Origin of the sequence: Plantibacter sp. Mn2098 (genome assembly GCF_049319745.1) — a bacterium.
Classification (GTDB): domain Bacteria; phylum Actinomycetota; class Actinomycetes; order Actinomycetales; family Microbacteriaceae; genus Plantibacter.
Genome location: NZ_JBMOUH010000010.1, coordinates 1 through 25,476, shown reverse-complemented (window position 1 = coordinate 25,476; position 25,476 = coordinate 1). Strand labels below are relative to the sequence as shown.

The window sequence follows — 25,476 nt, the reverse complement described above, 5'->3', positions numbered from 1 at the left end:
GCACGAGAACCGGGCCCGCGCCTGACATCCCGACCGTTTTTCAGCAATTCCGGTGTGGTGCCGGGCAGGCCCGCACCGGACAGCCCGCGCCGGACAGCGCGGGCCGGCCCACCGCCTCAGGAACCGGTGCCGGGCGATGCGACCTGGTCGACGACCTCGTCCTCGTCCACGAGTGCACTCGAGAACTGGGCGTTCGAGAGGGTCCAGTAGGCGCCCTTCGCCTCCAGCAGCTCCTCGTGTGTGCCCTGCTCGACGATCGACCCGTTCTCCATCACGAGGATGAGGTCGGCATCGCGGATGGTCGACAGCCGGTGCGCGATGACGAAACTCGTCCGCTCCTGCCGCAGCGCGGCCATCGCCTGCTGCACGAGCACCTCGGTGCGGGTGTCGACCGATGAAGTGGCCTCGTCGAGGATGAGCACCTTCGGCTGGGCGAGGAACGCCCGCGCGATCGTGATGAGCTGTTTCTCACCCGCGGACACGTTCGACGCCTCGTCGTCCAGCACGGTGTTGTATCCGTCCGGCAGCGAGTGCACGAACCGGTCGACGTACGCGGCCTTCGCAGCGGCGATGACCTCCTCGTCGCTCGCTCCGGCGCGTCCGTACCTGATGTTCTCCAGGATCGAACCGCCGAACAGCCAAGTGTCCTGCAGGACCATGCCCGTGCGCGATCGGAGGTCGTCCCGCGTCATCGTCTTGATGTCGACGCCGTCGAGGAGGATCCGTCCGGAGTCGACCTCGTAGAAGCGCATGATGAGGTTCACGAGGGTCGTCTTGCCCGCACCGGTCGGACCGACGATCGCAACCGTGTGGCCCGGTTCCGCGACGAGGTCGAGGTGCTCGATGAGCGGCTTGTCCGGGACGTATCGGAACGACACGTCCTCGAACTGCAGGAGCCCCGTTCCGCCGGAGGCGCGGTCGACGCCATCGGTGCCGCGGGCGCTGTCCGGTCCGCCGCTCGTGGTTCCGGCGTCCGGCGACTGCGGGTCGGTCGGGTCCGGGGACTGCTCCTGTGCGTCGAGGAGTTCGAAGACGCGCTCGGCGCTCGCGACGCCGGATTGCAGGAGATTGGCCATGGAACCCAACTGGCTGAGCGGCTGGGTGAACTGCCTGGAGTATTGGATGAAGGCCTGCACGTCACCGAGTCGCATCGCGCCGGCTGCCACCTGCAGACCGCCGACGACCGCGATGGCGACGTACACGAGGTTCCCGATGAACATCATCGCCGGCATGATGATGCCGGACACGAACTGCGCACCGAACGAAGCCTTGAAGAGGCGCTCGTTCTTCTCCCCGAAGTCCGCGATCACCTCGCGCTGACGGCCGAAGACCTTCACGAGCGCATGCCCACTGAACGACTCCTCGACCTGCCCGTTGAGTTCGCCGGTGTGCTGCCACTGCTGCACGAACAGCTTCTGCGAACGCTTTGCGATGACGACCGTCACGAGCAGCGTCAGCGGGATCGTCACGAGTGCGATCACGGCCAGCAACGGCGAGATGATGAACATCATCACGATGACGCCGACGACCGTGAGCAGGGAGGTGAGCGCCTGGCTCAGCGTCTGCTGCATGCTCTGGCCGACGTTGTCGATGTCGTTCGTGACCCGGCTGAGGAGCTCGCCGCGCTGCATCGTGTCGAAGTAGTTCAACGGCAACCGGTGGATCTTCGATTCGACGTCCGCGCGCAGACGGAACATCGTCCGCTGCACGACGGTGTTGAGGACGTACGCCTGCAGCCATCCGAAGACGCTCGACAGCACGTAGATCGACATCACGAGCAGCAGGATCATGCTGAGCGCCTGGAAGTCGATGCCGTGACCGGGGTTGAGGGTCATGCCGCTCAGCAGGTCGGCCTGCCCGGTGTCGCCCTTCTGCCGCAGCCCCTCGATGACCTGCGCCTTCGTGGCGCCTGCAGGGAGCTGCTTGGAGATGATGCCCTCGAAGATGATGTTCGTCGCCTCACCGAGCAGCTTCGGGCCGGCGACGCTCAGGGCGACGCTCACGACGCCGAGGACCGTCACGAGGATGAGGGCGAACGAGTGGGGCGCGAACCGACCGAGCAGTCGCTTCGCCGACGGGCCGAAGTTGAGCGACTTCTCTGCGGGCATCCCGCCGCCCATGCCGCCGCCCATCGGGCCGCCGCGCCTCGGTGCCGGTCGTCTTGTGGTCTCGCTCATGCTGCCGCCTCCGCTGCGTGCTGCGACTCGACGATCTCGACGTAGGTCGGACACGTTTCGAGCAATTCGGTGTGGGTTCCGCGACCGACGATCCGTCCGTCCTCGAGGACGAGGATCTGGTCCGCATCGACGATCGTCGACACCCGTTGGGCGACGATGATCATGGTGGCGTCTGCGACGTCGCGGGCGAGCGCTTTACGCAGGCGGGCGTCAGTCGACAGGTCGAGCGCGGAGAAGGAGTCGTCGAAGACGAAGATCTCCGGACGTTTGACGAGTGCCCGTGCGATCGCGAGGCGCTGGCGCTGTCCGCCGGACACGTTCGTCCCGCCCTGTGCGATGGGCGCATCCAGCTGCTCGGGCAGCCGACGCACGAAGTCCCTGGCCTGCGCGGTCGTGAGCGCAGCCCAGAGCTCCTCGTCGGTGGCGTCCGGCTTGCCGTAGCGCAGGTTGCTGGCGATCGTGCCGGAGAACAGGAACGGCTTCTGCGGGACGAGGCCGATGCTCGCCCACAGGACGTCCTGGTCGAGTCGTCGCACATCGACGCCGTCGACCTGGACGCTGCCGCCGGTCGCGTCGAAGAGCCTCGGCAGGAGGTTCACGAGCGTCGTCTTGCCAGAGCCCGTGGAGCCGATGATCGCCGTGGTCGTCCCAGGGGCCGCCCGGAAGGAGATGTCGCTCAGCACCGGGTCGTCGGCGCCAGGGTAGGAGAAGGACACGTCGACCAGTTCCACTTCGCCGCTCGGGGCGACGAGGTCGATGGGGTCTGTCGCGGGCACAACACTGGATTCGGTGCCGAGGACCGCTCCGATCCGATCCGCGCACACCGCGGCGCGCGGGATCATCACCGCCATAAACGTCGCCATCATGACCGCCATGAGGATCTGCATGAGGTACTGGAGGAACGCCGTCAGTGTGCCGATCTCCATCGACCCCTCGTCGATGCGGAAGCTGCCGAACCACAGGACGGCGACGCTCGACGCATTGAGGACGAGCATCACGATCGGGAACATCAGCGCCATCAGACGCCCGGCGCGGAGCGCGGTGTCCGTGACCTCCTCGTTGGCGACGGCGAAGCGGGTGCGCTCGACGTCCTCCTTCACAAACGCCCGGATCACCCGGATGCCGGAGAGCTGTTCGCGCAGGATCTGGTTGATGCGGTCGATGCGGGTCTGCATCAGTCGGAAGAGCGGAACCATCCGCACGACGATCAGTCCGACGGCCAGCAGGAGCACCGGGATGCTCACGGCCATGAGCCAGGAGAGTTCGAGGTCCTGTCGGAGCGCCATGACCACACCGCCGACGGCGAGGATCGGAGCTGACACCATCAGCGTGAAGGTCATCAGCACGAGCATCTGCACCTGCTGCACGTCGTTCGTGTTGCGGGTGATGAGGGACGGAGCGCCGAACTGGGCGACCTCACGCTCGGAGAACTCGGAGACGCGCCCGAAGACGGCCGCCCGCAGATCCCGGCCCATCGCCATCGCGGCCCTCGCACCGAAGTACACGGCGCCGATGGCGCACACCACCTGGGCGAGGGTGAGGACGAGCATCAGGATGCCCGTGTTGAGGATGTACTGCGTGTCGCCCTTCGCGACGCCTTGGTCGATGATGTCGGCGTTCAGGGTCGGCAGGTAGAGGGACGCGATCGACTGGAACAGCTGCAGGACAACCACGGCGAGGACGAGCGGCCAGTAGGGGCGCAGATATTTGACGCTGAGGCTCCAGAGCATGGGCCCATCCTTTCGAGCGTTCTTCGGCTGGCGCTTGGGGGTGTTGTGATCGTCCTGCCGTGCAATGCCGATCGCGGTGCCGGTCGCGGTGCCGGTCGTGGTGTCGGTCGTGCTGGATTCGCTCATGTCGCGGCTCCGTTCGTCGGGATGGCGCCCACGACGCCGTAGAGGAGGATGTCGGTCAGTTCGTCATCGGTGAACTCGGTGCCCTCGTTGAGCTGTTCGACCGAGGAGGCGAACGCCAGCAGGCGCGCGATGTGCGCCACGCGGACGGGAGGCCAGTTGAGTTGGTCGCGGTGCGGTTCGAGGGCCGTCTCGATGATGTTCGCGAACTCCATGCGTGCGCGGCGGCCGGGCGGCGGACCGGAGTGCTCTGCCGCCGCCATGATGCGGAACACCCCGCGGAAGCGTTCGCGCAGCGCCACGAGCATCGTGCGCACCTGCCGTTCGACGGGCCACGCCGGTTCGATGCTGCGCAGCTCGTTGCGAAGGGGCTCCGGGTCCAGGTAGGCGAGGATCGCGGCGCTGATGATCGCTTCCTTGTCTCCGAACGCGCGGAAGAGCGTCCCCTCGGCGAGTCCGGCGGCTTCTGCGATCTGCTTCGTTGTGACGTTGCGGCCGTGTTCGAGCAGGAGCGGGATGACGGCGGCCACGATCATGGCGCGCCGATCCTCCGCTGGGAGCGGGGCCGCACGACCGCTCGGGGTGGTGCGCGGCGGTTGCTGGTCCTCGACCGAGGTGAGTTCCGGCGCGGTGACGTCGAGTGGATCCACAGGAGAGATCATAAGTGAGTGAGCGCTCACTCGCAATGCTCCCCTCGCATCTGTTCAGCCGCGCTTGTGCTTAATCGACTGCGGCACTGCACATCAACCCCTCTCGTGCAACGTTGTCGCCCACAACGGCTTTCCGTAGGGTTGGAGCGATCGCCGGGGACGATTTCCGGCGGCGAACCGGGAGCAGGCTGCACCATGAGCGCACGAACACCGAAGCCGAAGACCGCGAAGACGCGCTCCACACCACTCGCGACAGCCGAACCGTCGGCTGTTGACAGGACGGCCGCAGCGGGCGGCCCCGCGGGAAGCGGCACTGCAGCAGGTGGCACCGCAACAGACGGCACGCCATCGTCCAGATACATCCCGTGGGTTCTCTGGCCAGCACTCGTCGTCATCCTCGGCGTCGCGCTGTTCTCGATCGTCTTCCCAGGCCAGGCCGAAGCGGTCTTCGGCGCCATCCAGAGTGGGATCATCGGCGGGCTCGGCTGGTACTACGTCCTCCTCGTCGCCGCGTTCGTCGTCGTCGCGATCGTGTTCGCCGTCTCCAAGTTCGGCGACATCAAGCTCGGCAAGGACGATGAGGAACCCGAGTTCAAGCTCGTCTCCTGGTTCTCCATGCTGTTCGCCGCCGGCATGGGCATCGGCCTCGTCTTCTACGGCGTCGGCGAACCGCTCACCCATTTCCTCGATCCGCGGCCCGGCGTCACCGGTTCCCAGCAAGCGCTCGCGCAGCAGGCCATGACGCAGACCTACCTGCACTGGGGCCTCCACGCCTGGTCGATCTACGCGGTCGTCGGTGTGGCCCTCGCGTATGCCGTCCACCGCAAGGGCAGGCCGATGTCGATCCGCTGGGCGATCGAACCGCTCCTCGGCAACCGTGTCGCCGGCGGCTGGGGCAACGCGATCGACGCCATCGCCGTCATCGGCACGGTGTTCGGCGTCGCAACGTCCCTCGGCCTCGGCGTGCTCCAGATCTCGGCCGGCCTCGGCTACACGGGCATTGCCCAGCCGGGCATCGTCACGCAGATCATCCTCATCCTGGTGATCACGGGCATCACGATCTTCTCCCTCGTCTCCGGTGTCCACAAGGGCATGAAGTGGCTCTCCAACACCAACCTCATCCTCGCCGCCGTGCTGCTGATGTTCGTGCTGTTCGCCGGCCCGACGCTCTTCCTCCTGCGCGAATGGGTGCAGGCGATGGGCGCGTACCTGCAGAACGTCGTCGGCCTGACCTTCAACGTGTCCGCGTATCAGGGTGCTGCCGGAGAAGCCTGGCAGGCGTCGTGGACCACGTTCTACTGGGGTTGGTGGATGTCGTGGGCCCCGTTCGTCGGAGTGTTCATCGCCCGCATCTCGCGTGGCCGGACCGTCCGCCAGTTCATCCTCGGTGTGTTGCTCGTGCCGACCCTGCTCACGTTCCTGTGGTTCGCCGTGCTCGGCGGCACGGCCATCATGCAGTCGCTGAACGGACGCGACTTCAGTGGGGCGAGCGGTCCCGTCGACCTCAACACGGCGCTGTTCAACATGCTGGCCGGGCTGCCGGGTGGCAACATCGCCACGATCGGCGCGATCCTGCTCATCCTGTTGTTCTTCGTGACCTCCGCGGACTCCGGTTCACTCGTGATGGGCATGCTCACGACGGGTGGCAGCGAACCGCGCAACCGGGTGCGGATCGCGTGGGCGGTCGTGACGAGTGTGCTGTCGATCGCGCTGCTCATCGCCGGTGGCCTCGCCTCCATGCAGACCGCCGCGATCATCACGGCGCTGCCGTTCAGCATCGTCATCATCCTGATGTGCGTGTCGAGCTTCAAAGCGTTCACCGCCGAGGTCAAGGCGGAGACGAAACTCCGCCGCGAAGCGTTCCGCGATCGACTGACCCGACATGTGTCCGCCGACGTGACGGAGCAGATGAGCGAGCAGGTCGCAGAGCAGGTGTCCGAACAGGTGGCGGAACAGGTGTCCGAACAGGTCGCGGAGCAAGTGGCCGAGCAGGTCGCGGAGCAGGTGTCCGGCGATGCTGCTGCCCGGTTCGCCGAGAACGTCGCCGAGCGCGTGACCGAGCAGCTCACCGAGACCTTCACGGCCGCGCTCGACCTCGAATCGGTCCGTCAGGAGCAGCTGCGGGATGAAGCGACGACGACGCCTGCACCTGCATCTGCACCGGCGTCTGAACCCGGGACTACGCCTCCGGCCGGACCGCCGGCGGGAACAGCGCGCTGATCTCCGCGACCTCAGCAGCGGTCGGTGTCCAGGCGGCGCCGGCTGCCGCGTTCGCCCGGACCTGCTCCGCTGTTGTGGCGCCGGCGATGACGCTCGTCAGTTCCTCCCGGGCGAGCAGCCAGCCGAAGGTCGCTTCCAGCATCGAGATGCCGCGCTCGTCCGCAAACGCCTGGAACCGTTCGATGTCATCCCACGGCGCCGCATCCAGGAGGTGCTTCCGCTGGCGCATCAGCCGGCTGCCGGTGGGTCCGCCGGAACGCGTGAACTTGCCCGTGAATAGACCGTTGTAGAGCGGGAAGTACGGCAGGAAGCCGAGCCCCGTACGACGGATGGCCGGGAAAAGCTCGTCCTCCGGCTGCCGCACGAGCAGGCTGTACTCGTTCTGCGCCGAGATGAAGGCGGTGCGCTGCTGCGCCTTCGCCGCCCAGTCAGCGTCCACCAGCTGCCAGGCCGCGAAGTTCGAGTGGCCGTAGTAGCGGATCTTGCCCTCTGCGACGAGGTCGTCGAGGGTCGCGAGGGTCTCCTCGATGGGCGTGTTCGGGTCGGGGGTGTGCAGTTGGTAGAGGTCGATCCACTCCGTCTGCAGGCGACGGAGTGAGCCTTCGACCGACTGGCGCAGGTACCGCCTGGACGCCTTCGCACCCCAGTTGCTGATGGGACTCGGGAAGTCGGCGTGGCCGAACTTCGTGGCCAGAACGATCTGATCGCGTCGCTTCCCGAGCGCTCGGCCGAGCAGCGTTTCGCTCAGGCCGTACTCCTTGCCGTAGATGTCGGCGGTGTCGAACAGGGTGATGCCGGCGTCGATCGCCGCATCGACGACCGGAACCGTGCCGTCAAGCTCTTCGGAGACGGTGCCGGATCGGCCGAAGTTGTTGCAGCCGAGTCCGACGGTGGAGACGACGAGGCCGCTTCGGCCCAGGGTGCGATACGCGATGTCAGGCATGCCTCCAGGCTAGCGCCGCGCGCTGGTGGACTGCACAGCGCTGGTGGAGTGCACAGCCGCTGCTGCGCGACGACTTGTCCACAGGTCGATGGAAAGCCCGTTCTCCGGTGACCCGGCCGCCTAGCGTCGGGACATGACATCTGCACCCACTCCCACACCACGCACACTCGCCCCCACTCAACAGTCCAGACCGACACCCGTGCGCGTCCCGGATCTCCTGACGAGGTTCATCCGCATCCCCAGTCCGCTCGGCCGGATCGAAATCGTCGCCGACGCCGGGGAGCATCCCGCCATCGTCGGCGTGACCCTCGAGAGCGCGGGTGCACTCCCCCTCGACGATCTCGACGACCGGCCGGATGAACTGCTCTTGGAGGCCGCGGACCAGATCGGCGCCTACTTCCTCGGGCAGGTCCCTGTGCCGATCGGCGCCGCGGGACCACCGGCTCCCCCGCCACCGTTCACGGTCCCCGTTAGAGCGGAGGGCACCGCGTTCCAGCGTGCCGTCTGGGCGCAGCTCACCCGTGTCCCGTTCGGCACCGCGACCACGTTCGGGGACCTCGCTGCGGCCGCCGGTGCCCCGGCCGCCGGACGCGCGGTCGGCTGCGCCGTGCGCCGAAACCCGCTCGCGCTCCTCGTCCCCTGCCATCGGGTGCTCGCGAGTGGCGGACGATTCGCCGCCTATTCTGGAGTGAACCGCTCCGGCGGCAACGGCCAGCCGACCAAGGCCTGGCTGCTCGAACACGAGGGGATCGACCACCACCCATGACTGCACGCGCATCGCTCATCGTCGGATCAGACGGCAAATCACGATGCTCATGGGTCGGCCTGGACGAGGAGTACACGCGGTACCACGACGAGGAATGGGGCGTCCCGCTCCTCGGCGACCAGAAGGTCTTCGAGAAAATCAGCCTCGAAGGATTCCAGGCGGGGCTCTCCTGGATCACGATCCTCCGGAAGCGCCCGGCGTTCCGCGAGGTCTTCCATGATTTCGACATCGAGCGTGTTGCCGCCATGACGGACGAGGATGTGGAGCGATTGCTCCAGGACGCGCGGATCATCCGTCACCGGGGCAAGATCACCGCGGCGATCGGCAATGCGCGGACGACGCTCGCCCTCGGCGAGAGTCTCGCGGACCTCGTGTGGAGCTTCGCACCGACCGGGACGCTGCGTCCTCGACCCGTGGCCTGGACCGACGTCCCGGCCGTCACGCCGGAGTCGACGGAACTGAGCAAGACGCTGAGGAAGCGCGGCTACCGGTTCGTCGGTCCGACGACGATGTACGCGCTGATGCAATCGGCCGGCATCGTCGACGATCACTTCGAGGGGTGTTGGCGGGCCGAATAACCGGGTCAGCGGTTGTCCCGGACGCCGGGTACTCGGGTAGCCGAATAGCCGCCTAGCTACGCACCTCACACGATGAGCGCGAGCTCCTCCGGTCCGCTCGCCGGGCGAACGCAATCGGCCGTGTGCCATTCAAGGCGCCAACCAGCATCGCTCCCCCACTCGAGGAGATCCTCCGCCGTGCCGAAGTCCACTCCGGCTTCGAGGACGGCTCGGGTGAATCGACCCTTCGCCTGCTTGTTGAAGTGGTTGAGCGCACGACGCTTGCCGTCGGCTGCTTCGGTCAGCACACGCAGGAACACAGCGTCGCGACGCACCGGCAGCGGAGCGAGTGCCGTATAGCCCTCGGAACGGAGGTCGAGCAACAGGCCGGAACGCGCAGCCAACTCAGCGGCCGCATCCGTTGCCCAGTGGCGGCGGAGCACGATTCCGGGCACACGCGAGTCATGCGACAGCCGGTAGGCGGGAACCGGGTCCAACCCGCCGATCGGTCCGAGCAGTGCGGACTGGATGACGAGGTGCTCTGCCGCGAACGCGCGAGCATCGTCTGTGAGGGTGGACGCGTCGAGCGCGTCGTAGAGGACACCCGTATAGCGATCGATCGCCGGCATCGTGGCCGAGGTGGTGAGCGCCCGGTTGCGAGCGATCTCGCCGTGTTGTTTCGGTCCCAGCTTCAACGCGGCGATCGTGGCCGCGTCATCGGACGCAAGGGAGACGACGGCTTGGACGAGCTCGACCCTCGACGCGCCCAGTGCGGGGAACCGCAACCTGGACGCGTCGAGGGGAGCTTCGTCGCCACCGTCCCGCTTCGTTTCCGAAGGGGGAAGGAGCAGCAGCACTTCTGGTTAGGACTGCTTCACGAGGGAGGCGTTTCCAGCCACCACCGTGACGGTGTTGTTTTCAACCGACAGGAAGCCGTCCTCAGCGCTCGCGACGAGCTTGGAGCCGTCTTCGAGCGTGATGCGGACTTCACCGGCGGCCAGGATCGCGAGCACAGGCTCGTGACCCAGGAGGATACCGATCTCGCCATCGACCGTCTTGGCGACGACCTGGCGCGCCGCACCGGACCACACTTCGTGGTCCGCTGCGACGACACTCACGGTCAGCGCGGTCTGCGGAGCGGCAGCCATGACTAGCCGTTCTCCTTCTGGATCTGTGCCCAACGCTCTTCGACGTCGTTGATGTCACCGACGTTGAAGAAGGCCTGCTCGGCCACGTGGTCGTACTCGCCCTTGGCGATCGCGTCGAAGGACTCGATCGTGTTCTTCAGCGGAACCGTCGAACCCTCGACACCGGTGAACTTCTTCGCCATGTAGGTGTTCTGCGACAGGAACTGCTGGATGCGGCGTGCACGCGAAACCGTGACCTTGTCCTCTTCGGAGAGCTCGTCGACACCGAGGATCGCGATGATCTCCTGGAGTTCCTTGTTCTTCTGGAGGATCTGCTTGACCGTCGTCGCCACACGGTAGTGGTCGGCGCCCAAGTAGCGGGGGTCGAGGATGCGGCTCGTGGAGGTCAGCGGGTCGACGGCCGGGTAGAGGCCCTTCGATGCGATCTCACGCGAGAGCTCGGTCGTTGCGTCGAGGTGCGCGAACGTCGTTGCCGGAGCCGGGTCGGTGTAGTCGTCGGCAGGAACGTAGATGGCCTGCAGCGAGGTGATCGAGTGACCACGCGTCGAGGTGATGCGCTCCTGGAGGAGACCCATCTCGTCGGCGAGGTTCGGCTGGTAACCAACGGCGGACGGCATACGACCGAGCAGGGTCGACACCTCGGAACCGGCCTGCGTGAAGCGGAAGATGTTGTCGATGAACAACAGCACGTCCTGCTTCTGCACGTCGCGGAAGTACTCGGCCATGGTCAGGGCCGACAGGGCGACGCGCAGACGCGTTCCCGGCGGCTCGTCCATCTGGCCGAAGACGAGGGCGGTCTTGTCGAAGACGCCTGCTTCTTCCATCTCGTGGATGAGGTCGTTGCCCTCACGGGTACGCTCACCGACACCGGCGAACACCGACACACCACCGTGGTCCTGCGCGACGCGCTGGATCATCTCCTGGATGAGGACGGTCTTGCCGACACCTGCACCACCGAAGAGGCCGATCTTTCCACCCTGGACGTACGGGGTGAGGAGGTCGATGACCTTGATGCCGGTCTCGAAGAGCTGGGTCTTCGACTCGAGCTGGTCGAATGCCGGTGGCTGGCGGTGGATCGGCCAGCGCTCGGTGATCTCGATCTGCTCGCCCGGCTCACCGTTGAGCACCTCGCCGAGGACGTTGAAGACCTTGCCCTTGGTGACTTCACCGACGGGAACCGAGATCGGCTCTCCGGTGTCGGTGACTTCCTGGCCACGGACCAGACCGTCGGTCGGCTTCAGCGCGATGGCACGGACGACGTCGTCGCCGAGGTGCTGTGCGACCTCGAGCGTCAGGACGCTCGTCTCGTCACCGATGGTGACGTTGGTCTTCAGTGCGTTGTAGATACCGGGAATCGCATCGTGCGGGAACTCGATGTCGACGACCGGACCGGTCACGCGAGAGATGCGGCCGATGGCGCCGGCCTTCACCTCTGCAGCGCCCTGCTCGGCAGTTGCGGTGGGGGTCATGTTCTTTTCTCTTCTCTGTCTCTACAGATACGTGTGCGTGTTACTTGGCGGACGAGAGCGCGTCAGCGCCACCGACGATTTCGGAGATCTGCTGCGTGATCTCGGCCTGCCTGGCGTTGTTACGGAGGCGCGTGTAGTCGGTGATGAGCTTGTCCGCGTTGTCGCTCGCGGACTTCATCGCCTTCTGCGTCGCAGCGTGCTTCGCGGCGGCGGACTGCAGGAGGGCGTTGAAGATGCGGCTCTCGATGTACGTCGGGAGCAGCGCGTCAAGCACGTTCTCGGCGTCGGGCTCGAACTCGTACAGCGGCAGTGCCGTTGTGTCCGTCGGCTCCTCGACGCCTTCGACCACTTCGAGCGGCAGGAGACGGACGACCTCTGGGGTCTGCGTCATCATGCTCACGAGGCGGTTGTAGACGATGTGGATCTCGTCGACGCCGCCGTCCTTCGCGTCCTTCAGGAAGGACTCGAGGATGGCTGCGCTGATCTCCTGCGCCGTTTCGAAGTCGGGGTTCTCGGTGTTGCCGACCCACGATCCTGCCGACTCGCGCCTGCGGAAGGTGAAGTAGGCGACTGCCTTGCGTCCGACGAGGTAGTGCGTGACTTCCTTGCCCTGGCTCTGCAGCAGCTCGGTCAGCTCGCTGGCCTCACGGAGGACCTGCGAGTTGAACGCACCGGCGAGACCGCGGTCGGAAGCGAATACGACGACCGCAGCCCGCTCAACCTTCTCCGGCTCGGTCGTGAGCACGTGGTCGACGTTGGAGTACGTCGAAACGGCCGACACGGCACGAGTGATCGCACGAGCGTACGGTCCGGAAGCAGCGACCCGCGCTTGCGCCTTCTGGATGCGCGACGCGGCGATGAGCTCCATCGCCTTCGTGATCTTCTTGGTCGTCTGCGCAGACTTGATCTTCTGCGTGTAGACCCGGAGTTGAGCGCCCATGGGCTAGCGGCGACCCTTCACGATCTTCTCCTGGTTGACGTCTTCAACCGGGAGCTCCTCGAACTGCTCGGAGCCGAGGGCCTTGCCCTCGCTCGTCTGGAACTCGAGTGCGAACTTGTCGACCTCGGTCTCGAGCGTCGCGACGGTGGCGTCGTCGAGCACGTTGGTCTCACGCAGCGTCTTCAGGACGTCGGTGTTGCGGCCCAGGTAGTCGAGCAGTTCGCGCTCGAAGCGCAGCACGTCCTCGACGGGGACCTCGTCCAGCTTGCCCTTGGTTCCGGCCCAGATCGAGACGACCTGCTCCTCGACGGGGTACGGCGAGTACTGCGGCTGCTTGAGCAGCTCGGTGAGGCGTGCGCCTCGGGCGAGCTGACGGCGGCTGGCCTGGTCGAGGTCGGATGCGAACATCGCGAATGCCTCGAGCGAACGGTACTGGGCGAGCTCGAGCTTCAAGGTACCGGAGACCTTCTTGATGCTCTTGACCTGTGCGTCACCACCGACACGGGAGACGGAGATACCGACGTCGACCGCTGGACGCTGGTTGGCGTTGAAGAGGTCGGACTGCAGGAAGATCTGGCCGTCGGTGATCGAGATCACGTTGGTGGGGATGTACGCCGAGACGTCGTTGGCCTTGGTCTCGATGATGGGCAGACCCGTCATCGAACCGGCACCGAGCTCGTCGGACAGCTTCGCGCAACGCTCCAGCAGACGGGAGTGCAGGTAGAAGACGTCACCGGGGTATGCCTCACGTCCCGGCGGACGGCGCAGGAGGAGCGAAACGGCGCGGTAGGCCTCAGCCTGCTTCGACAGGTCGTCGAAGATGATGAGGACGTGCTTGCCGCCGTACATCCAGTGCTGGCCGATGGCCGAACCCGTGTAGGGGGCGAGGTACTTGAAGCCGGCGGGGTCGGAAGCAGGCGAGGCCACGATCGTGGTGTACTCGAGAGCGCCGGCCTCTTCCAGGGCGCCCTTGACCGAAGCGATCGTCGAGCCCTTCTGGCCGATGGCGACGTAGATGCAGCGGACCTGCTTGTTCGGGTCGCCGGTCTCCCAGTTCGCCTTCTGGTTGATGATCGTGTCGATCGCGATGGCCGTCTTACCGGTCTGGCGGTCGCCGATGATGAGCTGACGCTGGCCGCGGCCGACGGGGATCATGGCGTCGATGGCCTTGATGCCGGTCTGGAGCGGCTCGTGGACCGACTTGCGCTGCATCACGCCGGGGGCCTGCAGCTCGAGAGCGCGGCGACCTTCCGATGCGATGTCGCCGAGTCCGTCGATCGGGTTGCCGAGCGGGTCCACAACGCGTCCGAGGTAGCCGTCGCCGACGGGAACCGAGAGGACCTCGCCCGTACGGGTGACTTCGAGGCCCTCGACGATGTTGCCGAACTCGCCCAGGACGACGACGCCGATCTCGTTCTCGTCGAGGTTCAGGGCCAGGCCGAGGGTGCCGTCCGCGAAGCGGAGGAGCTCGTTCGCCATGGCGCCGGGGAGGCCTTCGACGTGCGCGATGCCGTCTGCAGCATCGATCACGTGACCGACCTCGGTGGCCGCAGCCTTGCCGGGCTCGTAGGCCTTGACGAAGTCCTTGAGAGCATCCCGGATCTCATCTGGGCTGATCGTGAGTTCTGCCATCATGTTCCTTTTGGTTGTGGAACCCTGCGGTTCCGAGAGGTGCGATCCGTCAGGATCAACGTCTGGAGTTGTGGTAGCCGTTCGTGTGCCAGTTGCGGGTCAGCTGGCGAGCTTGAGGCGGAGGTCGTTGATGCGGGCTGCGAGGCTTCCGTCGATGACGTTGTCCCCCACCTGCACTCGGATTCCGCCGACGACGGCCGGGTCGATGACCTGATTGATCTTCACCTGACGGCCGGTGCTGGCTGCGAGGTGTCGCTCGAGACGCTCGAGCTGCGCTGGAGCGATGGGGGTCGCCGTGGTGACCGTTGCGACCGCGAGGCCCTGCTGGTCTGCCACGATGGCGGCCGCGTAGCGCAGCAGTTCACCGATGCGGCGACCGCGGGGCTGCTGCACGAGCTGCCCCACGATGCTCACGGTCTGTGCGCTGGCCTTGCCGGAGAGCAGCTTGGCAACGAGGTCTGCTTTGGCCTCCGTGCTACCGAGCTTGCTCGTGAGAGCGAGCTCGAGCTCGTTGTTGCTGCTGACGACGTTGCCGAACTCGAACAGTTCGGCTTCGATGTCGCCCTGTGCGCCGGCCGAGATCGATGCGGCGCGGAGGCCGATCTCCTCGATGCCTGCGAGCAGGTCCGTTTCGTTCGACCAGCGGCTGGAGGCCACGGTCTTCAGCAGGCCGAGCGCGTGAGCGTTGACCTGGGTGCTGAAGATGCGGTCGACGACGGCGGTCTTGGCCTGGGCCTCGGCCGCCGGGTCACTGAGTGCTGCACTCAGGTGCGTCGACGATCCGATGGCCCGGCCGGCTGCGAACAGTCCGTCCGCGGTGGCCAGATCGGCGCCCGCGCCGAGGGCGGCGAGGGCGTCCTTCGACGTGACGAGTGCTTCTCTGGTCGCGCTTCCCATTACTGTGCTGCCTTCTCCGACGCTTCGAGGTCGGCGAGGAACCGGTCGACCACGGCTGTGGCCTTCGCGTCGTCGTTCAGCGTTTCGCCGATGACGCCGCTTGCGAGATCGAGGGCGAGTGAGCCCACCTCTGCGCGGAGCGACACAACGGCCGCCTGGCGCTCAGCTTCGATCTGCGTCTGCGCGCTCGCGGTGACGCGAGCGGCTTCCACGGTTGCCTGATCCTTCAGTTCTGCCAAGATCTTCTGGCCGTCGACACGGGCCTGCTCGCGGATGCGGCCTGCCTCCTGTCGGGCTTCTGCCAGCTGAGCGTTGTACTGCTCGAGTGCGGCTTCAGCCTGCTTCTGCGCCTCGTCTGCCTTGGCGATGTTGCCCTCGATGGCCGCTGCGCGGTCGTCGAGGAGCTTCTGCACCTTGGGCAGGATCATCTTCCAGAAGAAGAAGAGGATGATGAGGAACGCAACACCGGACCAGAGGATGTCATACCATTCCGGGAGCAGCGGGTTATGCGTAGACGCTTCCTCCGCTGCAGCAGCAATCACTGCGTGTGACATCGTTCCTCCTTCTGAGGTGTGAAAGAGGGCTTACTGGAAGATGTAGAAGGTCGCGATGCCGATGAAGGCGAGCGCCTCGGTGAATGCGATACCGATCCACATGAGGACCTGGAGACGGCCGCCCAGCTCGGGCTGGCGCGCGGTGCCTTCGATCGTCTTGCCGACGACGATACCCACGCCGATGGCGGGGCCGATGGCTGCGAGGCCGTAACCGACCGTCGCGATGTTTCCGTTGATAGCAGCGAGAACGGTAGTGGCGTCCACGTTATTTCCTTCCGATGTGTGAGCAGGCGGTGTGCCTGACTCCGATTAGTGCTCTTCTGCGACCGCGAGCTGGATGTAGACCGCGGTGAGGAGGGTGAAGACGTATGCCTGGAGGACGGCCACCAGGAGTTCGAAGAGGGTGAAGGCGAAGCCGAAGGCGAACGTTCCGACACCCAGCAGGGCGAACCAGCCGCCGAGGTTGAAGAGGAAGAACTGCGTTGCTGCGAAGAACAGCACAAGCAGGAGGTGACCGACGACCATGTTCATCAGGAGTCGGAGGGTCAGTGTGAGCGGCCGGATGACGAAGGTCGACACGAGCTCGATGGGCGTGACAATGATGTACACGGGCCACGGGACGCCGGCCGGGAAGAGGGAGTTCTTGAAGAACTTCTTCGGGCTCTTGCGAACACCGGCGTAGATGAAGGTGATGTAGGACACCGCCGCGAGGACGAGGGGCACACCGATGACGGACGTTCCTGCGAGGTTCAGGCCGGGGATGATACCCGTCAGGTTCATCGTGATCACCATAAAGAAGATGGTGGTCAGGATGGGCAGGAAGCGCTTGCCGTCCTTCTTGCCGAGGAGGTCTTCCGCGATGTTGATGCGGACGAAGTCGAGGGCCATCTCGGCGAGGCTCTGCGCCCGACCGGGAACGAGCTTCATCCTCCGGGTGGAGAGCCAGAAGAACAGCAGGATTGCTGCGACGGCGATGAAGCGGATGATGATGACCCGGTTGATCGCGAACGGCGTGCCCTCGAACAGGACGATGTCGGGGAAGAATTCATCGATGGACGGCCCGTGGAATTGACCATCGTTGGCGGCCAGCGGGGCGAGCAGGTGCAAGGCGTTAGCGAACAGCACGTATCTCCTGTTTCGGGGCGTGGAGCGCGGCTCTCGCGACGACGAACGGGGGGAATGTATCCTCTCGACACGCCGAAGCATGTTCAGTGGGAGGATTCACGGACAACTCTAGCAAGGAATTCAGCCTCCTACGAACCCAGAGGGTGTATTCAGCGTGAGGATTCCGCAAAAAAATCGCGCGGATGCCGCGGAGAGCGGGTTGGATGCCGAAACGGGCATGTTCTAGGCGCCCGAGTTCTCTTCTGGCTTCGTGAGCACGTCGTGGGACACGTAGGGAACCCGTACCTTGGCAGCCACGACGGCATCCACCACGAGTGATCCGACGACGCCGACGATGACGCAGATGAACAGGACTGGCGCGTTGACCCACGGCTGGCTCTTGAGGATGAACCCGAGCACGAGGAACAGGACGAACTTCAGCAGCCAGCCGCCCATCACGACGCCGAAGAAGATCGCGACGAAGAACTCGCGCCCTGCATAGCGGTTGGCGAAGAGGATGCTGACCGCCGTGATCCCGACGAACACGAGCGACATCGCCGTGCCGATGAGCGCGCTCGTGAGTCCGCGCGTCCCGTCGATCGAGTAGCCGATGATCCCTCCGACCACGGCGATCACGAGGGCGAGGAGCGCGCCCCACTTGAGGGCGGCCTTGAACACGGCGTTGGAATTCATGGGGAGTCTTTCTTGGCGAGGGTGTCGAGTACCTCGTCCGGAACGGGCGCATCCGAGTTACGGGCTGCTGACGCTTCGTCCAAACGATCGTACTCGACCAACCCGAGAGCTTCCCCGGTTTCCGGGCTGAGCGCCTGCACGGCCTGCTCAGCACGACGGCGCTGGCCGAGCGGTGCGAGTGTGAACGCCGTGCAGACGGCCACGCCGGCGACGACGAAGGCGAGCGCCCACCACGGCTGCACGGCGAAGAAGAGGAGGCACCCGACGGAGATGACGGTCGTCCAGCCGTAGAAGATCAGGACGGCGTGCAGTTGCGAGTGTCCCATGTCGAGCAGGCGGTGGTGCAGGTGGAGGCGGTCTGCGCTGAACGGCGACTTGCCTGCGCGCAGCCGGCGGAGCACGGCGAGGGCGAAGTCTACGAGCGGCACCACGAGGATCGCGAACGGCAGAATGATCGGGATGAACGCCGGGAGCAGCTGGGTGTTGCCGAGCGCAGCCGGGTCCACCTGGCCGGTCACCGCTGCCGCGGACGTCGCCATCAGGAGACCGACGAGCAGAGCGCCGGCGTCGCCCATGAACAGCTTGGCCGGATGCCAGTTGAGCGGCAGGAACCCGACGCAGGCGCCAACCAGGATCGCGGCGATGAGGGAGGCGAGGTTGAAGTAGTCGCTGGCGCCGGTGCCGGTGACGAGCAACTGCGTGTAGATGAAGAACACCGTGTTGGCGATGATGGCGACACCGGCGACGAGCCCGTCGAGGCCGTCGACGAAGTTGATCGCGTTCATCACGAGCACGATCGCGAAGACCGTCATCGTGAACGAGACCCAGGACGAACCGACGGTCAGGCCGCCGATGGGGAGCGAGTAGATCTGCACGCCGAGCCAGGCGACGAGGCCGGCCGCGAGGAACTGGGCGGCGAGCTTGATCATCCAGTCGAGGTCCCACAGGTCGTCAGCGACGCCGATCGCGACGATGAAGAGCGCTGCGCCGAGGATCGCGAACACAGGTTCGGCGTCGGAGAAGACCAGGGAGAAGAACGGCAGTTGCGAGGCGACGCCGAAGGCGATGAGCATCCCGACGAACATGGCGACGCCGCCCAGACGCGGTGTCGGCGTGCGGTGCACGTCGCGATCGCGGATCTGCGGGTAGATGCGGTACTTGATGCCGAGTCGCAGGGCGAGGTGCGCCATGCCGTACGTGATGCCGGCGCTCACGACGAGCACGATGACGTACCCGTAGAACTGGTTCATGGGGCCGGCGGCGCCTGCACGGCCGGGGCGTCGGCCAGCAACTCCCCGACGACCTCACGAAGCTGGTCGCGCGTGACGGCGCCGTCGCGCAGCACCGTGATGCGTCCGCCCGGGGTGTCGAGCGCGGTCGCGTCGACGATGGTCGAGGACTGTTCGCCGCTCTCCCCTCCGTCAAGGTAGACGGCGACGGATTCGCCCAGCATGGCCTCGGCATCGGCGGCATTGCTCGCGGCCGGCTTGCCGGTGAGGTTCGCGGAGGACACCGCGAGCGGGCCCGTCTCTGCGAGGAGTTCCAGGGTGACCGGGTTCGCCGGCATCCGCAGGGCGACGGTTCCGGCCGTCTCCCCCAGGTCCCAGACGAGCGAGGGCTGCGCGTTCAGCACAATCGTGAGGCCGCCCGGCCAGAATGCCTCGACGAGTTGCCTGACCGCATCGGGAACCGTCTCCGCGAGTGCTTCGAGCGTGTTGATCCCCGGGACGAGGACCGGCGGAGGCGACTGCCGCGTGCGTCCCTTCGCGTCGAGCAGCCGTTGCACGGCGGTCGGCGAGAACGCATCGGCTGCGACGCCGTACACCGTGTCGGTGGGGAGGACAACGAGCTCACCGCGGCTGATGGCCGTTCTGGCGAGGCGCATCCCCGAGAGGAGCTGCCCCTGGTCGTTGCAGTCGAAGATCTGCGGCATGTTGGAATCGTCCTGGTTCGCGAACGGGAAGGACGCACCCGAGTGGGGCGCCTGGGCTATCGATCAATCATACCGACGGCGTGCTCGGCGAAGCATGGGATGCCCCAGCCGAGGATCTGCCACCGAAGAGCAGGCGGGGAAGCGCGAGGTAGAGCCCGACGACCACGAGGATCCCGAGGACGGACAACAGCTGTCCCCACAGCGGGCCATACGCGAGCACAACACCCAGCCCGGCGGTCAGAACGCTCGCGAAGGACACGATGACGGTGGACCACAGGTGACCGAGGCCGCCGGCCGCTAGGCGTTGGTAGACGTGGCTGCGGTGCGCCTCGTGCAGCGCCTCGCCACGGCGCCAGCGCTGGATGATCGTCACGCCGCTGTCCGCGACGTAGATGAGCACCGGGCCGGCGAGTGCGACGATCGAGATGCCGCTGAAGCACGCGTAGATCGCGACGGCGACGAGGCCTCCGCCCAGCAGGTAGCTGCCGACATCACCCAGGAACATGCGCTTCTTGGCGATGTTCCACGGCAGGAAGCCGAGGAAGGCCGTTGCGATTACGAGCCCGGCGGCAGCGACGCCCGGCAGGTCGAATGCGAATCCGAGGATCGTGTAGAAGCCGCCCACGACGACGCCGTGCATCGAGGAAATGCCGTTGATGCCGTCCATGAAGTTGGCGATGTTGGTGTACGCGACGAGGGCGACGATGCCGAGCGGGATCCACCACGGCGTCGCCCCCATCGCGATGACCATCGCGGTCGTCGCGCCGAGGCCGATGACCACCTGGAACAGGAACCGCACCTTGACGGGGAGCCCGCGGACGTCCTCGATGAAGCCGACGGCTGCGTTCAGGACCGCGATGGCCGCGACGGCCCACAACGGGCCCTCGTCGAAGAGGACAGCGGTCAGACCGAGTCCGATGGCGACGGCGATCGTCACGCCGATGCCGCCGCCGCGGATCGTCGGGGTGACGTGCATCGAGCGGTGGTTCGGGGTGTCGACGACCGCGCGGTGGATCAGGATCGGACGGATCACGAACTGGGAGCAGAGGCTCACCAGGAACGCGATGGCGCCGACCAGCCAGACGGCGCTCGTCATTGCACCAGGTAGTGGGTCGTCGCGTCGTCCCTGATGGTCTCTTTCCACATCTGGAAGTCGAGCTCTGCAGGGTCCAGCGGCGTGATGCGCGTGTGGGAGACCTTCGGGTGCTTCGAGCGGTCGGCGATCTCGTCGGTGTCGACGAGCACCTCGTGCAGCTTCTCACCGTGGCGCAGGCCCGTGTAGACGATCTCGATCTGCTTGCCGGACGCAGCGATCATGCGCTTGGCGACATCGAGGATGCGGACGGGGCTGCCCATGTCGAGGATGAGGACCTCGCCGGGGTCGCCGATCGCGCCGGCCTGGATGACGAGCTTCGAGGCTTCCGGGATCGTCATGAAGAACCGCGTGACATCCGGGTGGGTGACGGTCACCGGGCCGCCGGCGTCGATCTGCGCCGCGAAGGCCGGAAGCACCGAGCCGCGGCTGCCGATGACATTGCCGAAGCGGACGGAGAGGTACCTGGCGCCGGTCTCCTCCGCCATCCAGGCGGTGAGCTTCTCGGCGACGCGCTTGCTGTAGCCGAGGACGGTCGTCGGGTTCGCAGCCTTGTCGGTGGAGATGTTGACGAAGGTCGCAACCCCGACCGCCTTGGCGGCGTTCAGGACGTTGAGGGAGCCGAGGACGTTGTTCTTCCAGGCCTCGTCGGGGTACTGCTCGAGCATCGGAGCGTGCTTGAGTGCCGCCGCGTGGAACACGACGTCCGGCTTCCGGTCCTCGAAGATCTCCAGGAGCGACGGGTAGTCGCGGATGTCCGCCAGCACGACCTCGCGGGTGTCGAGGAGGCCGTGGCCCGAGATCGAAAGCTGCGTCGAGTGCAGCCCCGTCTCATCGCGATCGAGGAGGACGAGCTCGGCCGGGCCGAACTGGTTGACCTGACGCGCGAGCTCGGAGCCGATCGAACCGCCCGCACCCGTCACGAGGACGCGCTTGCCGGTGAGATACCCGGCGATGCTCTCCACCTGGAGGTCGACCGGGTTGCGGCCGATGAAGTCCTCGACGTTGAGGTCGCGGATGCTGGGAGCCGCCTGACCCTTGGCCGGATCGAACATCTCGTCGATCGTCGGCACAACGAGCAGACGCAGCTTCGCCTCGTCCGCCTGCTCGCTCACGCGGCGCACGAACGCGTTGTCGACATCGGCGATGCTGATGATGATGGCCTGCGCGCCGGTCTGGGCGGCTGCATGGACGAGGTCGTCTCCCGTGCCGACGACCGGGACGGTCGCGACGCGGAAGTTGCGCTTCCCCGGGTCGTCGTCGATGACGCCGACGGGCAGGTACGGCGACTGCGGGTCCTGCATAAGACGAGGGACGATGGACATGCCGAGCGCACCCGCGCCGTAGACGAGCACCCGCTGCGCCTGCGTCGGGCGGCTTCGGCTGTCCACGAAGAGTCGTTTGATGTACCGGCAGATCCCCATGAACACCACGGCGAACGGGAATGCGATGACGGTTGTACTGCGCGGGATCCCCCACGAGACGCCGAAGATGGCGTTCACGACGAAGAGGATGCCCGTCACGATCAGCACCACGATGAGCAGCTGCTTCGCCTCGTAGAAACTGCCGAAGCTGTGCAGGCCGTGGTAGTGCGACCAGATGTAGGCGACCACGAGCTGCGCGACGACGGCGATGATGCAGAAGAACACCGTGCCGATGATCGAGACGCGTTCGTACTCGAATTCGTACCGCACCACGAGGGCCACAACGATCGCGAGCACCCAGCAGAGTGCGTCGAGGGCCGATTTTCCGGCAAAGCGAACGGCCGGAGCCTGAGTCCACCGGCGGGAGGCGTCGGGTGAAGGAGGAGTCATAACCTGGCAATCCTACCGATCGTGGGCTGCGGGTTCGCTGCGGACCGCCGGAGTGGGCTGGTTTCGTGCATCGGCCAAGGCACGAACCGATGAGGTGAGGCCGTCGATCGTCGAGGTGGGCATCCGCTCCGCTCCGAGGGCGCTGAGGAGGCGTGCGCCTGAGACACGGAAGTCCTCCGTGAGCTTTGCGAGCCGTCTGCTGTTGAGCGGAACCGCCGGGACCACATCGCCGATGCGTGCGCCGAAGCGGATGAGCCCTTGCGGGATCCGCAGGTGCCGGACGCGACGGCCCGTGACCCGGCCGATGATGTCGACGAGTGCGGAGGTCGCGATCGGGTCGTCGTCTGCAACGTTGTAGATGCCTGTCGCGACACGGTCATCGCGGAGGATCTCGCTGATCGCCCAGGAGAGGTTGCCGACGGAGACGAAGGTCCGCTCCCCCGAGAACGCGTCGAGCGGGTACGGGATGCCGCGGGAGATCAGCCCGAAGAGGAGTCCGAGGTTGCCGGGGTCGCCCGGCCCGTGGACCATCGTCGGCCGGAGGACCACCACGCGTTTGCCCTGCGGCTGCTCCACGGCGAGCAACAGGCGTTCCGCCGCCAGTTTCGACTTGCCGTAGGGGGTCACGGGGTGCGGTTCGGCGTCTTCGTCGAGGACGCCGGAAACGCTCTCCTCGTTGACCGCGGCGACGCTGCTCAACTGCACGAACGTCCCGGCGTCGCTCGCTAGGAATGCGGAGTAGGCGCGTTCTGCGAGTTCCGTGTTGATGCGGAAGTACTCGTCCGGTGCGCTCGTGCCGTCGAGGTCATGCGCTTTGCCGGCGAGGTTCACCACGGCTGCGATGCCGGAGGGGAACGGTTCGTCGCGCCATCCCCGGAGCGACAACGGGACGACCTCGAAGCCGGACCGCTCGAGCACGGGGACCAGGTTCCGACCGATGAAGCCGGTCGCGCCGGTGACGAGGATTCGCGGCTTGGGAGATGTCGGTTGTGCTGCGTCGTGCTGCGCGTCCCGCGGCGTGTTGTGCTGCTCGTCCCGCGGTGTGTTGTGCTGCTCGCTCATCGTCCGAACCATCCCCACTTGCGGAAGTACACAAAAGCCCCCTGAATCGAATACCACATGAGCTTTCGATTGCGGTGGGAACCCTTTTCGAAGTGGTGATGGATCGTGGCGCCCGGGAAGTAGGCGGTGCGGGAGACCTGCAGGAAGCGGCGCGTGAGGTCGGCGTCCTCGATGTACATAAAGATGCGTTCATCGAAGAACCCGACCCGTTCGAGGGTGTCGGTGCGCAGGAACATAAAACATCCGGACAGGTACGGGATGTCGAACATCGTCCGGTCATAGTCGTGCGCCGGATTGCGGTCCTTGTCACGGTATTCGTACGCAGCCATACGCTTCGCGAACAGCTTCTGCAGTCCGCCTGGCAGGAACCGGCGTGCGAACAGGTCGAACGGCGTCGGATTCGTCTTGCAGAGGTACTGGAGATCGCCGTTCGGGTACAGCACCTTCGGCATCGTGTGGCCGACTTCAGGGTGTTCGTCCATAAACGTGACGAGCGAGGTGATGGCTTCAGCGTCGAAGTACACGTCCGGGTTGATCACGATGTGATACCTGGAGTTGCCGAGCACCGCTGCGATGGCGAGGTTGTGCGCTGCACCGAATCCGGGGTTCGCCGGATTGTGGAGGTACTCGATGCGGTCGTCGTTCGCGAGGTCGCGAAGTGCGTCCGTCGGTGAGTTGTCGACGAGGTACAGCTTCTCCACGAGATCGCTCGACAGTGTCGAACCGATGGCGGCCTCGAGCTTCGTGCGATCGTTTTGGTACATCACGATGCACCCGGTCACAGGACGGCTCACTCGGACACCTCTCTGGGGCTGTTTTGGCTGGGCTGTGCAGCTGGGGCGGTATGGCTTGGGCTGTGTGGCTGGAAGTGTGCAGCTGGAAAGGTGTGGCCGATGCAGTCGTGCGTCACTCGGCCAGCGCCACCGAGCCAGTCTACGTTGCGCCCCTTCGGCTGCGCTTGAGAAGCGCAGGAGGACCTTGCATGAGCGGATGCAGCGCGGACGAGGCTCCGGAATCATGGATGTGCACGGATGTGCAGCTCCGTCCGCCAGATGACCAGAGGTGGTCGCCCATAATTGAGGAGTGGCTCAACGTGTGTTCTTCTTCGACTGTGACAAGACTCTGTATGACTACGATTTCCGCAAGCGGCTGCCCGCGCTTGCGCGATTGAGTGGTGTGAGCCAGTACCGTCTCGCCAAGGAATGGTGGGAGGGCGGCTACGAGAGTGCAGCCAACATCGGCGAGTATTCGACGAGTGAGGAGTATCTCGCGACGTTCGCCGAGGTCACCGGGCATGCGCTCACCCTCGACGAGTGGCAGGAATCGCGTCACGCTGCGATGACGCCGATTCCCGGGGCGATCGCCGCGTTGGAGCGGACGTTGACGCTCGGTACCGTGTCCCTGTTGTCGAACAATCCGATCCCGTTCAAGGATTCGTTCCCGGTGCTTGCACCCGAGGTTGCACCGCTGCTCGGTCAGAACGATCTGGTGTCTGCGGTCCTCGGTGCGGAGAAGCCCGAGCGACGCATCTATACCCGTGCGCTCGGTCGGTACGGTGTGCCGGCGGATCACGCGATGCTCATCGACGATTCTGCGGCGAACTGCGCCGGTGCACGTGAGGTCGGGATGTCCGCATTCCACTTCACGAAGGCCGCTGACGGCAGTTTCGACATCGATGGCCTGAACCACGCGATCGACGAGTTCGTCGCCGCGACCGCCTAGTCCCTGCGTCGTTCGACGGACTGGAGCCCGTGTGTCCCCGTCTGCACTTCGACAGGCTCAGTGACCGGGTTCTCGCGTCGGGGGAGGTCGGTCCCTGAGCCTGTCGGAGGGGCTGCGGTTTCGGGCACTTCGACAAGCTCAGTGACCGGTGCTCTCGACGTCTGGCTGCGCTTCGGTCCCTGAGCTTGTCGAAGGGGCTGCGGTTTCGGGCACTTCGACAGGCTCAGTGACCGGGTTCTCGCGCCGGGG

General features: G+C 65.8%; 24 protein-coding genes. 4 read left to right on the top strand and 20 right to left on the bottom strand.

Annotated elements, in window-relative coordinates; all coding sequences use genetic code 11:
* Nucleotides 1-116: 116 nt before the first annotated feature.
* From ACL9RL_RS15665 to ACL9RL_RS15655, 3 genes are all read right to left on the bottom strand, one after another.
* Entirely contained in the window at nucleotides 117-2,177 is a 2,061-nt protein-coding gene (locus ACL9RL_RS15665; RefSeq protein ID WP_422781208.1) for an ABC transporter ATP-binding protein, read from the bottom strand.
* On the bottom strand, nucleotides 2,174-3,907 hold the full coding sequence (locus ACL9RL_RS15660) for an ABC transporter ATP-binding protein (RefSeq protein WP_422781396.1): 1,734 nt from the start codon (nucleotides 3,905-3,907) through the stop codon (nucleotides 2,174-2,176). Before ACL9RL_RS15660 ends, ACL9RL_RS15665 begins: the two co-directional genes overlap by 4 nt.
* A 122-nt stretch (nucleotides 3,908-4,029) precedes the next feature.
* On the bottom strand, nucleotides 4,030-4,680 hold the full coding sequence (locus ACL9RL_RS15655; RefSeq protein ID WP_422781207.1) for a TetR/AcrR family transcriptional regulator: 651 nt from the start codon (nucleotides 4,678-4,680) through the stop codon (nucleotides 4,030-4,032).
* A 195-nt stretch (nucleotides 4,681-4,875) separates the two neighbouring features.
* Between ACL9RL_RS15655 and ACL9RL_RS15650 the strand changes: the two genes are divergently transcribed.
* Nucleotides 4,876-6,900: a BCCT family transporter gene (locus ACL9RL_RS15650; protein ID WP_422781206.1), complete on the top strand. Its 2,025-nt coding sequence runs from the start codon at nucleotides 4,876-4,878 to the stop codon at nucleotides 6,898-6,900.
* Here the strand turns inward: ACL9RL_RS15650 and ACL9RL_RS15645 are convergent.
* The gene (locus ACL9RL_RS15645) at nucleotides 6,860-7,843 is read right to left on the bottom strand and encodes an aldo/keto reductase (RefSeq protein ID WP_422781205.1); all 984 of its coding nucleotides are present in this window, start codon (nucleotides 7,841-7,843) and stop codon (nucleotides 6,860-6,862) included. The two genes, ACL9RL_RS15650 and ACL9RL_RS15645, sit on opposite strands and share 41 nt — an antisense overlap.
* A gap of 133 nt (nucleotides 7,844-7,976) precedes the next feature.
* Here ACL9RL_RS15645 and ACL9RL_RS15640 point away from each other — a divergent pair, with 133 nt between their 5' ends.
* Together ACL9RL_RS15640 and ACL9RL_RS15635 are read left to right on the top strand one after the other, a co-directional pair.
* The gene (locus ACL9RL_RS15640) at nucleotides 7,977-8,609 is read left to right on the top strand and encodes a methylated-DNA--[protein]-cysteine S-methyltransferase (RefSeq protein WP_422781204.1); all 633 of its coding nucleotides are present in this window, start codon (nucleotides 7,977-7,979) and stop codon (nucleotides 8,607-8,609) included.
* Nucleotides 8,606-9,187: a DNA-3-methyladenine glycosylase I gene (locus ACL9RL_RS15635; protein ID WP_422781203.1), complete on the top strand. Its 582-nt coding sequence runs from the start codon at nucleotides 8,606-8,608 to the stop codon at nucleotides 9,185-9,187. The genes ACL9RL_RS15640 and ACL9RL_RS15635 overlap by 4 nt, the downstream gene beginning before the upstream one ends.
* Nucleotides 9,188-9,252: 65 nt before the next feature.
* Here ACL9RL_RS15635 and ACL9RL_RS15630 read toward each other — a convergent pair whose 3' ends face one another.
* From ACL9RL_RS15630 to ACL9RL_RS15555, 16 genes are all read right to left on the bottom strand, one after another.
* Nucleotides 9,253-10,023 carry a YaaA family protein gene (locus ACL9RL_RS15630; protein WP_422781202.1) on the bottom strand — a complete coding sequence of 257 codons (771 nt, stop codon included), beginning with the start codon at nucleotides 10,021-10,023 and terminating at the stop codon, nucleotides 9,253-9,255.
* Between the two features lie 6 nt (nucleotides 10,024-10,029).
* Complete coding sequence (locus ACL9RL_RS15625) at nucleotides 10,030-10,314, bottom strand: F0F1 ATP synthase subunit epsilon (protein WP_422781201.1); 285 nt, start codon at nucleotides 10,312-10,314, stop codon at nucleotides 10,030-10,032.
* A 2-nt stretch (nucleotides 10,315-10,316) separates the two neighbouring features.
* Nucleotides 10,317-11,783, bottom strand: coding sequence for a F0F1 ATP synthase subunit beta (gene atpD / locus ACL9RL_RS15620; protein ID WP_422781200.1), 1,467 nt, complete (start codon nucleotides 11,781-11,783; stop codon nucleotides 10,317-10,319).
* 40 nt (nucleotides 11,784-11,823) lie between these two features.
* The gene (locus ACL9RL_RS15615; protein ID WP_422781199.1) at nucleotides 11,824-12,723 is read right to left on the bottom strand and encodes a F0F1 ATP synthase subunit gamma; all 900 of its coding nucleotides are present in this window, start codon (nucleotides 12,721-12,723) and stop codon (nucleotides 11,824-11,826) included.
* 3 nt (nucleotides 12,724-12,726) lie between these two features.
* The gene (gene atpA, locus ACL9RL_RS15610; protein ID WP_422781198.1) at nucleotides 12,727-14,355 is read right to left on the bottom strand and encodes a F0F1 ATP synthase subunit alpha; all 1,629 of its coding nucleotides are present in this window, start codon (nucleotides 14,353-14,355) and stop codon (nucleotides 12,727-12,729) included.
* Between the two features lie 99 nt (nucleotides 14,356-14,454).
* Complete coding sequence (locus ACL9RL_RS15605; protein WP_422781197.1) at nucleotides 14,455-15,252, bottom strand: F0F1 ATP synthase subunit delta; 798 nt, start codon at nucleotides 15,250-15,252, stop codon at nucleotides 14,455-14,457.
* Nucleotides 15,252-15,806, bottom strand: coding sequence for a F0F1 ATP synthase subunit B (locus ACL9RL_RS15600; RefSeq protein WP_422781196.1), 555 nt, complete (start codon nucleotides 15,804-15,806; stop codon nucleotides 15,252-15,254). The genes ACL9RL_RS15605 and ACL9RL_RS15600 overlap by 1 nt, the downstream gene beginning before the upstream one ends.
* Before the next feature lie 30 nt (nucleotides 15,807-15,836).
* Nucleotides 15,837-16,070: an ATP synthase F0 subunit C gene (atpE, locus tag ACL9RL_RS15595; protein WP_422781195.1), complete on the bottom strand. Its 234-nt coding sequence runs from the start codon at nucleotides 16,068-16,070 to the stop codon at nucleotides 15,837-15,839.
* Between the two features lie 45 nt (nucleotides 16,071-16,115).
* Nucleotides 16,116-16,931 (bottom strand): F0F1 ATP synthase subunit A, encoded by an 816-nt coding sequence (atpB, locus tag ACL9RL_RS15590; RefSeq protein WP_422781194.1) that lies wholly within the window; start codon nucleotides 16,929-16,931, stop codon nucleotides 16,116-16,118.
* Nucleotides 16,932-17,153: 222 nt separating this feature from the next.
* Nucleotides 17,154-17,603 carry a hypothetical protein gene (locus tag ACL9RL_RS15585; RefSeq protein ID WP_422781193.1) on the bottom strand — a complete coding sequence of 150 codons (450 nt, stop codon included), beginning with the start codon at nucleotides 17,601-17,603 and terminating at the stop codon, nucleotides 17,154-17,156.
* Nucleotides 17,600-18,853, bottom strand: coding sequence for an MraY family glycosyltransferase (locus ACL9RL_RS15580; protein ID WP_422781192.1), 1,254 nt, complete (start codon nucleotides 18,851-18,853; stop codon nucleotides 17,600-17,602). Before ACL9RL_RS15580 ends, ACL9RL_RS15585 begins: the two co-directional genes overlap by 4 nt.
* Nucleotides 18,850-19,536: an L-threonylcarbamoyladenylate synthase gene (locus tag ACL9RL_RS15575; RefSeq protein WP_422781191.1), complete on the bottom strand. Its 687-nt coding sequence runs from the start codon at nucleotides 19,534-19,536 to the stop codon at nucleotides 18,850-18,852. Before ACL9RL_RS15575 ends, ACL9RL_RS15580 begins: the two co-directional genes overlap by 4 nt.
* A 67-nt stretch (nucleotides 19,537-19,603) precedes the next feature.
* The gene (locus tag ACL9RL_RS15570) at nucleotides 19,604-20,632 is read right to left on the bottom strand and encodes an MraY family glycosyltransferase (RefSeq protein ID WP_422781190.1); all 1,029 of its coding nucleotides are present in this window, start codon (nucleotides 20,630-20,632) and stop codon (nucleotides 19,604-19,606) included.
* A complete protein-coding gene (locus tag ACL9RL_RS15565; protein WP_422781189.1) occupies nucleotides 20,629-22,443 on the bottom strand; it encodes a polysaccharide biosynthesis protein in 1,815 nt (604 codons plus the stop codon). The genes ACL9RL_RS15570 and ACL9RL_RS15565 overlap by 4 nt, the downstream gene beginning before the upstream one ends.
* Before the next feature lie 12 nt (nucleotides 22,444-22,455).
* Entirely contained in the window at nucleotides 22,456-23,505 is a 1,050-nt protein-coding gene (locus tag ACL9RL_RS15560) for an NAD-dependent epimerase/dehydratase family protein (RefSeq protein WP_422781188.1), read from the bottom strand.
* On the bottom strand, nucleotides 23,502-24,299 hold the full coding sequence (locus ACL9RL_RS15555; protein WP_422781187.1) for a glycosyltransferase: 798 nt from the start codon (nucleotides 24,297-24,299) through the stop codon (nucleotides 23,502-23,504). Before ACL9RL_RS15555 ends, ACL9RL_RS15560 begins: the two co-directional genes overlap by 4 nt.
* A 289-nt stretch (nucleotides 24,300-24,588) precedes the next feature.
* On the opposite strand from ACL9RL_RS15555, the gene ACL9RL_RS15550 reads away from it, so the two are divergent.
* Nucleotides 24,589-25,227, top strand: coding sequence for an HAD-IA family hydrolase (locus ACL9RL_RS15550; protein ID WP_422781186.1), 639 nt, complete (start codon nucleotides 24,589-24,591; stop codon nucleotides 25,225-25,227).
* The last annotated feature ends 249 nt before the right edge of the window (nucleotides 25,228-25,476 follow it).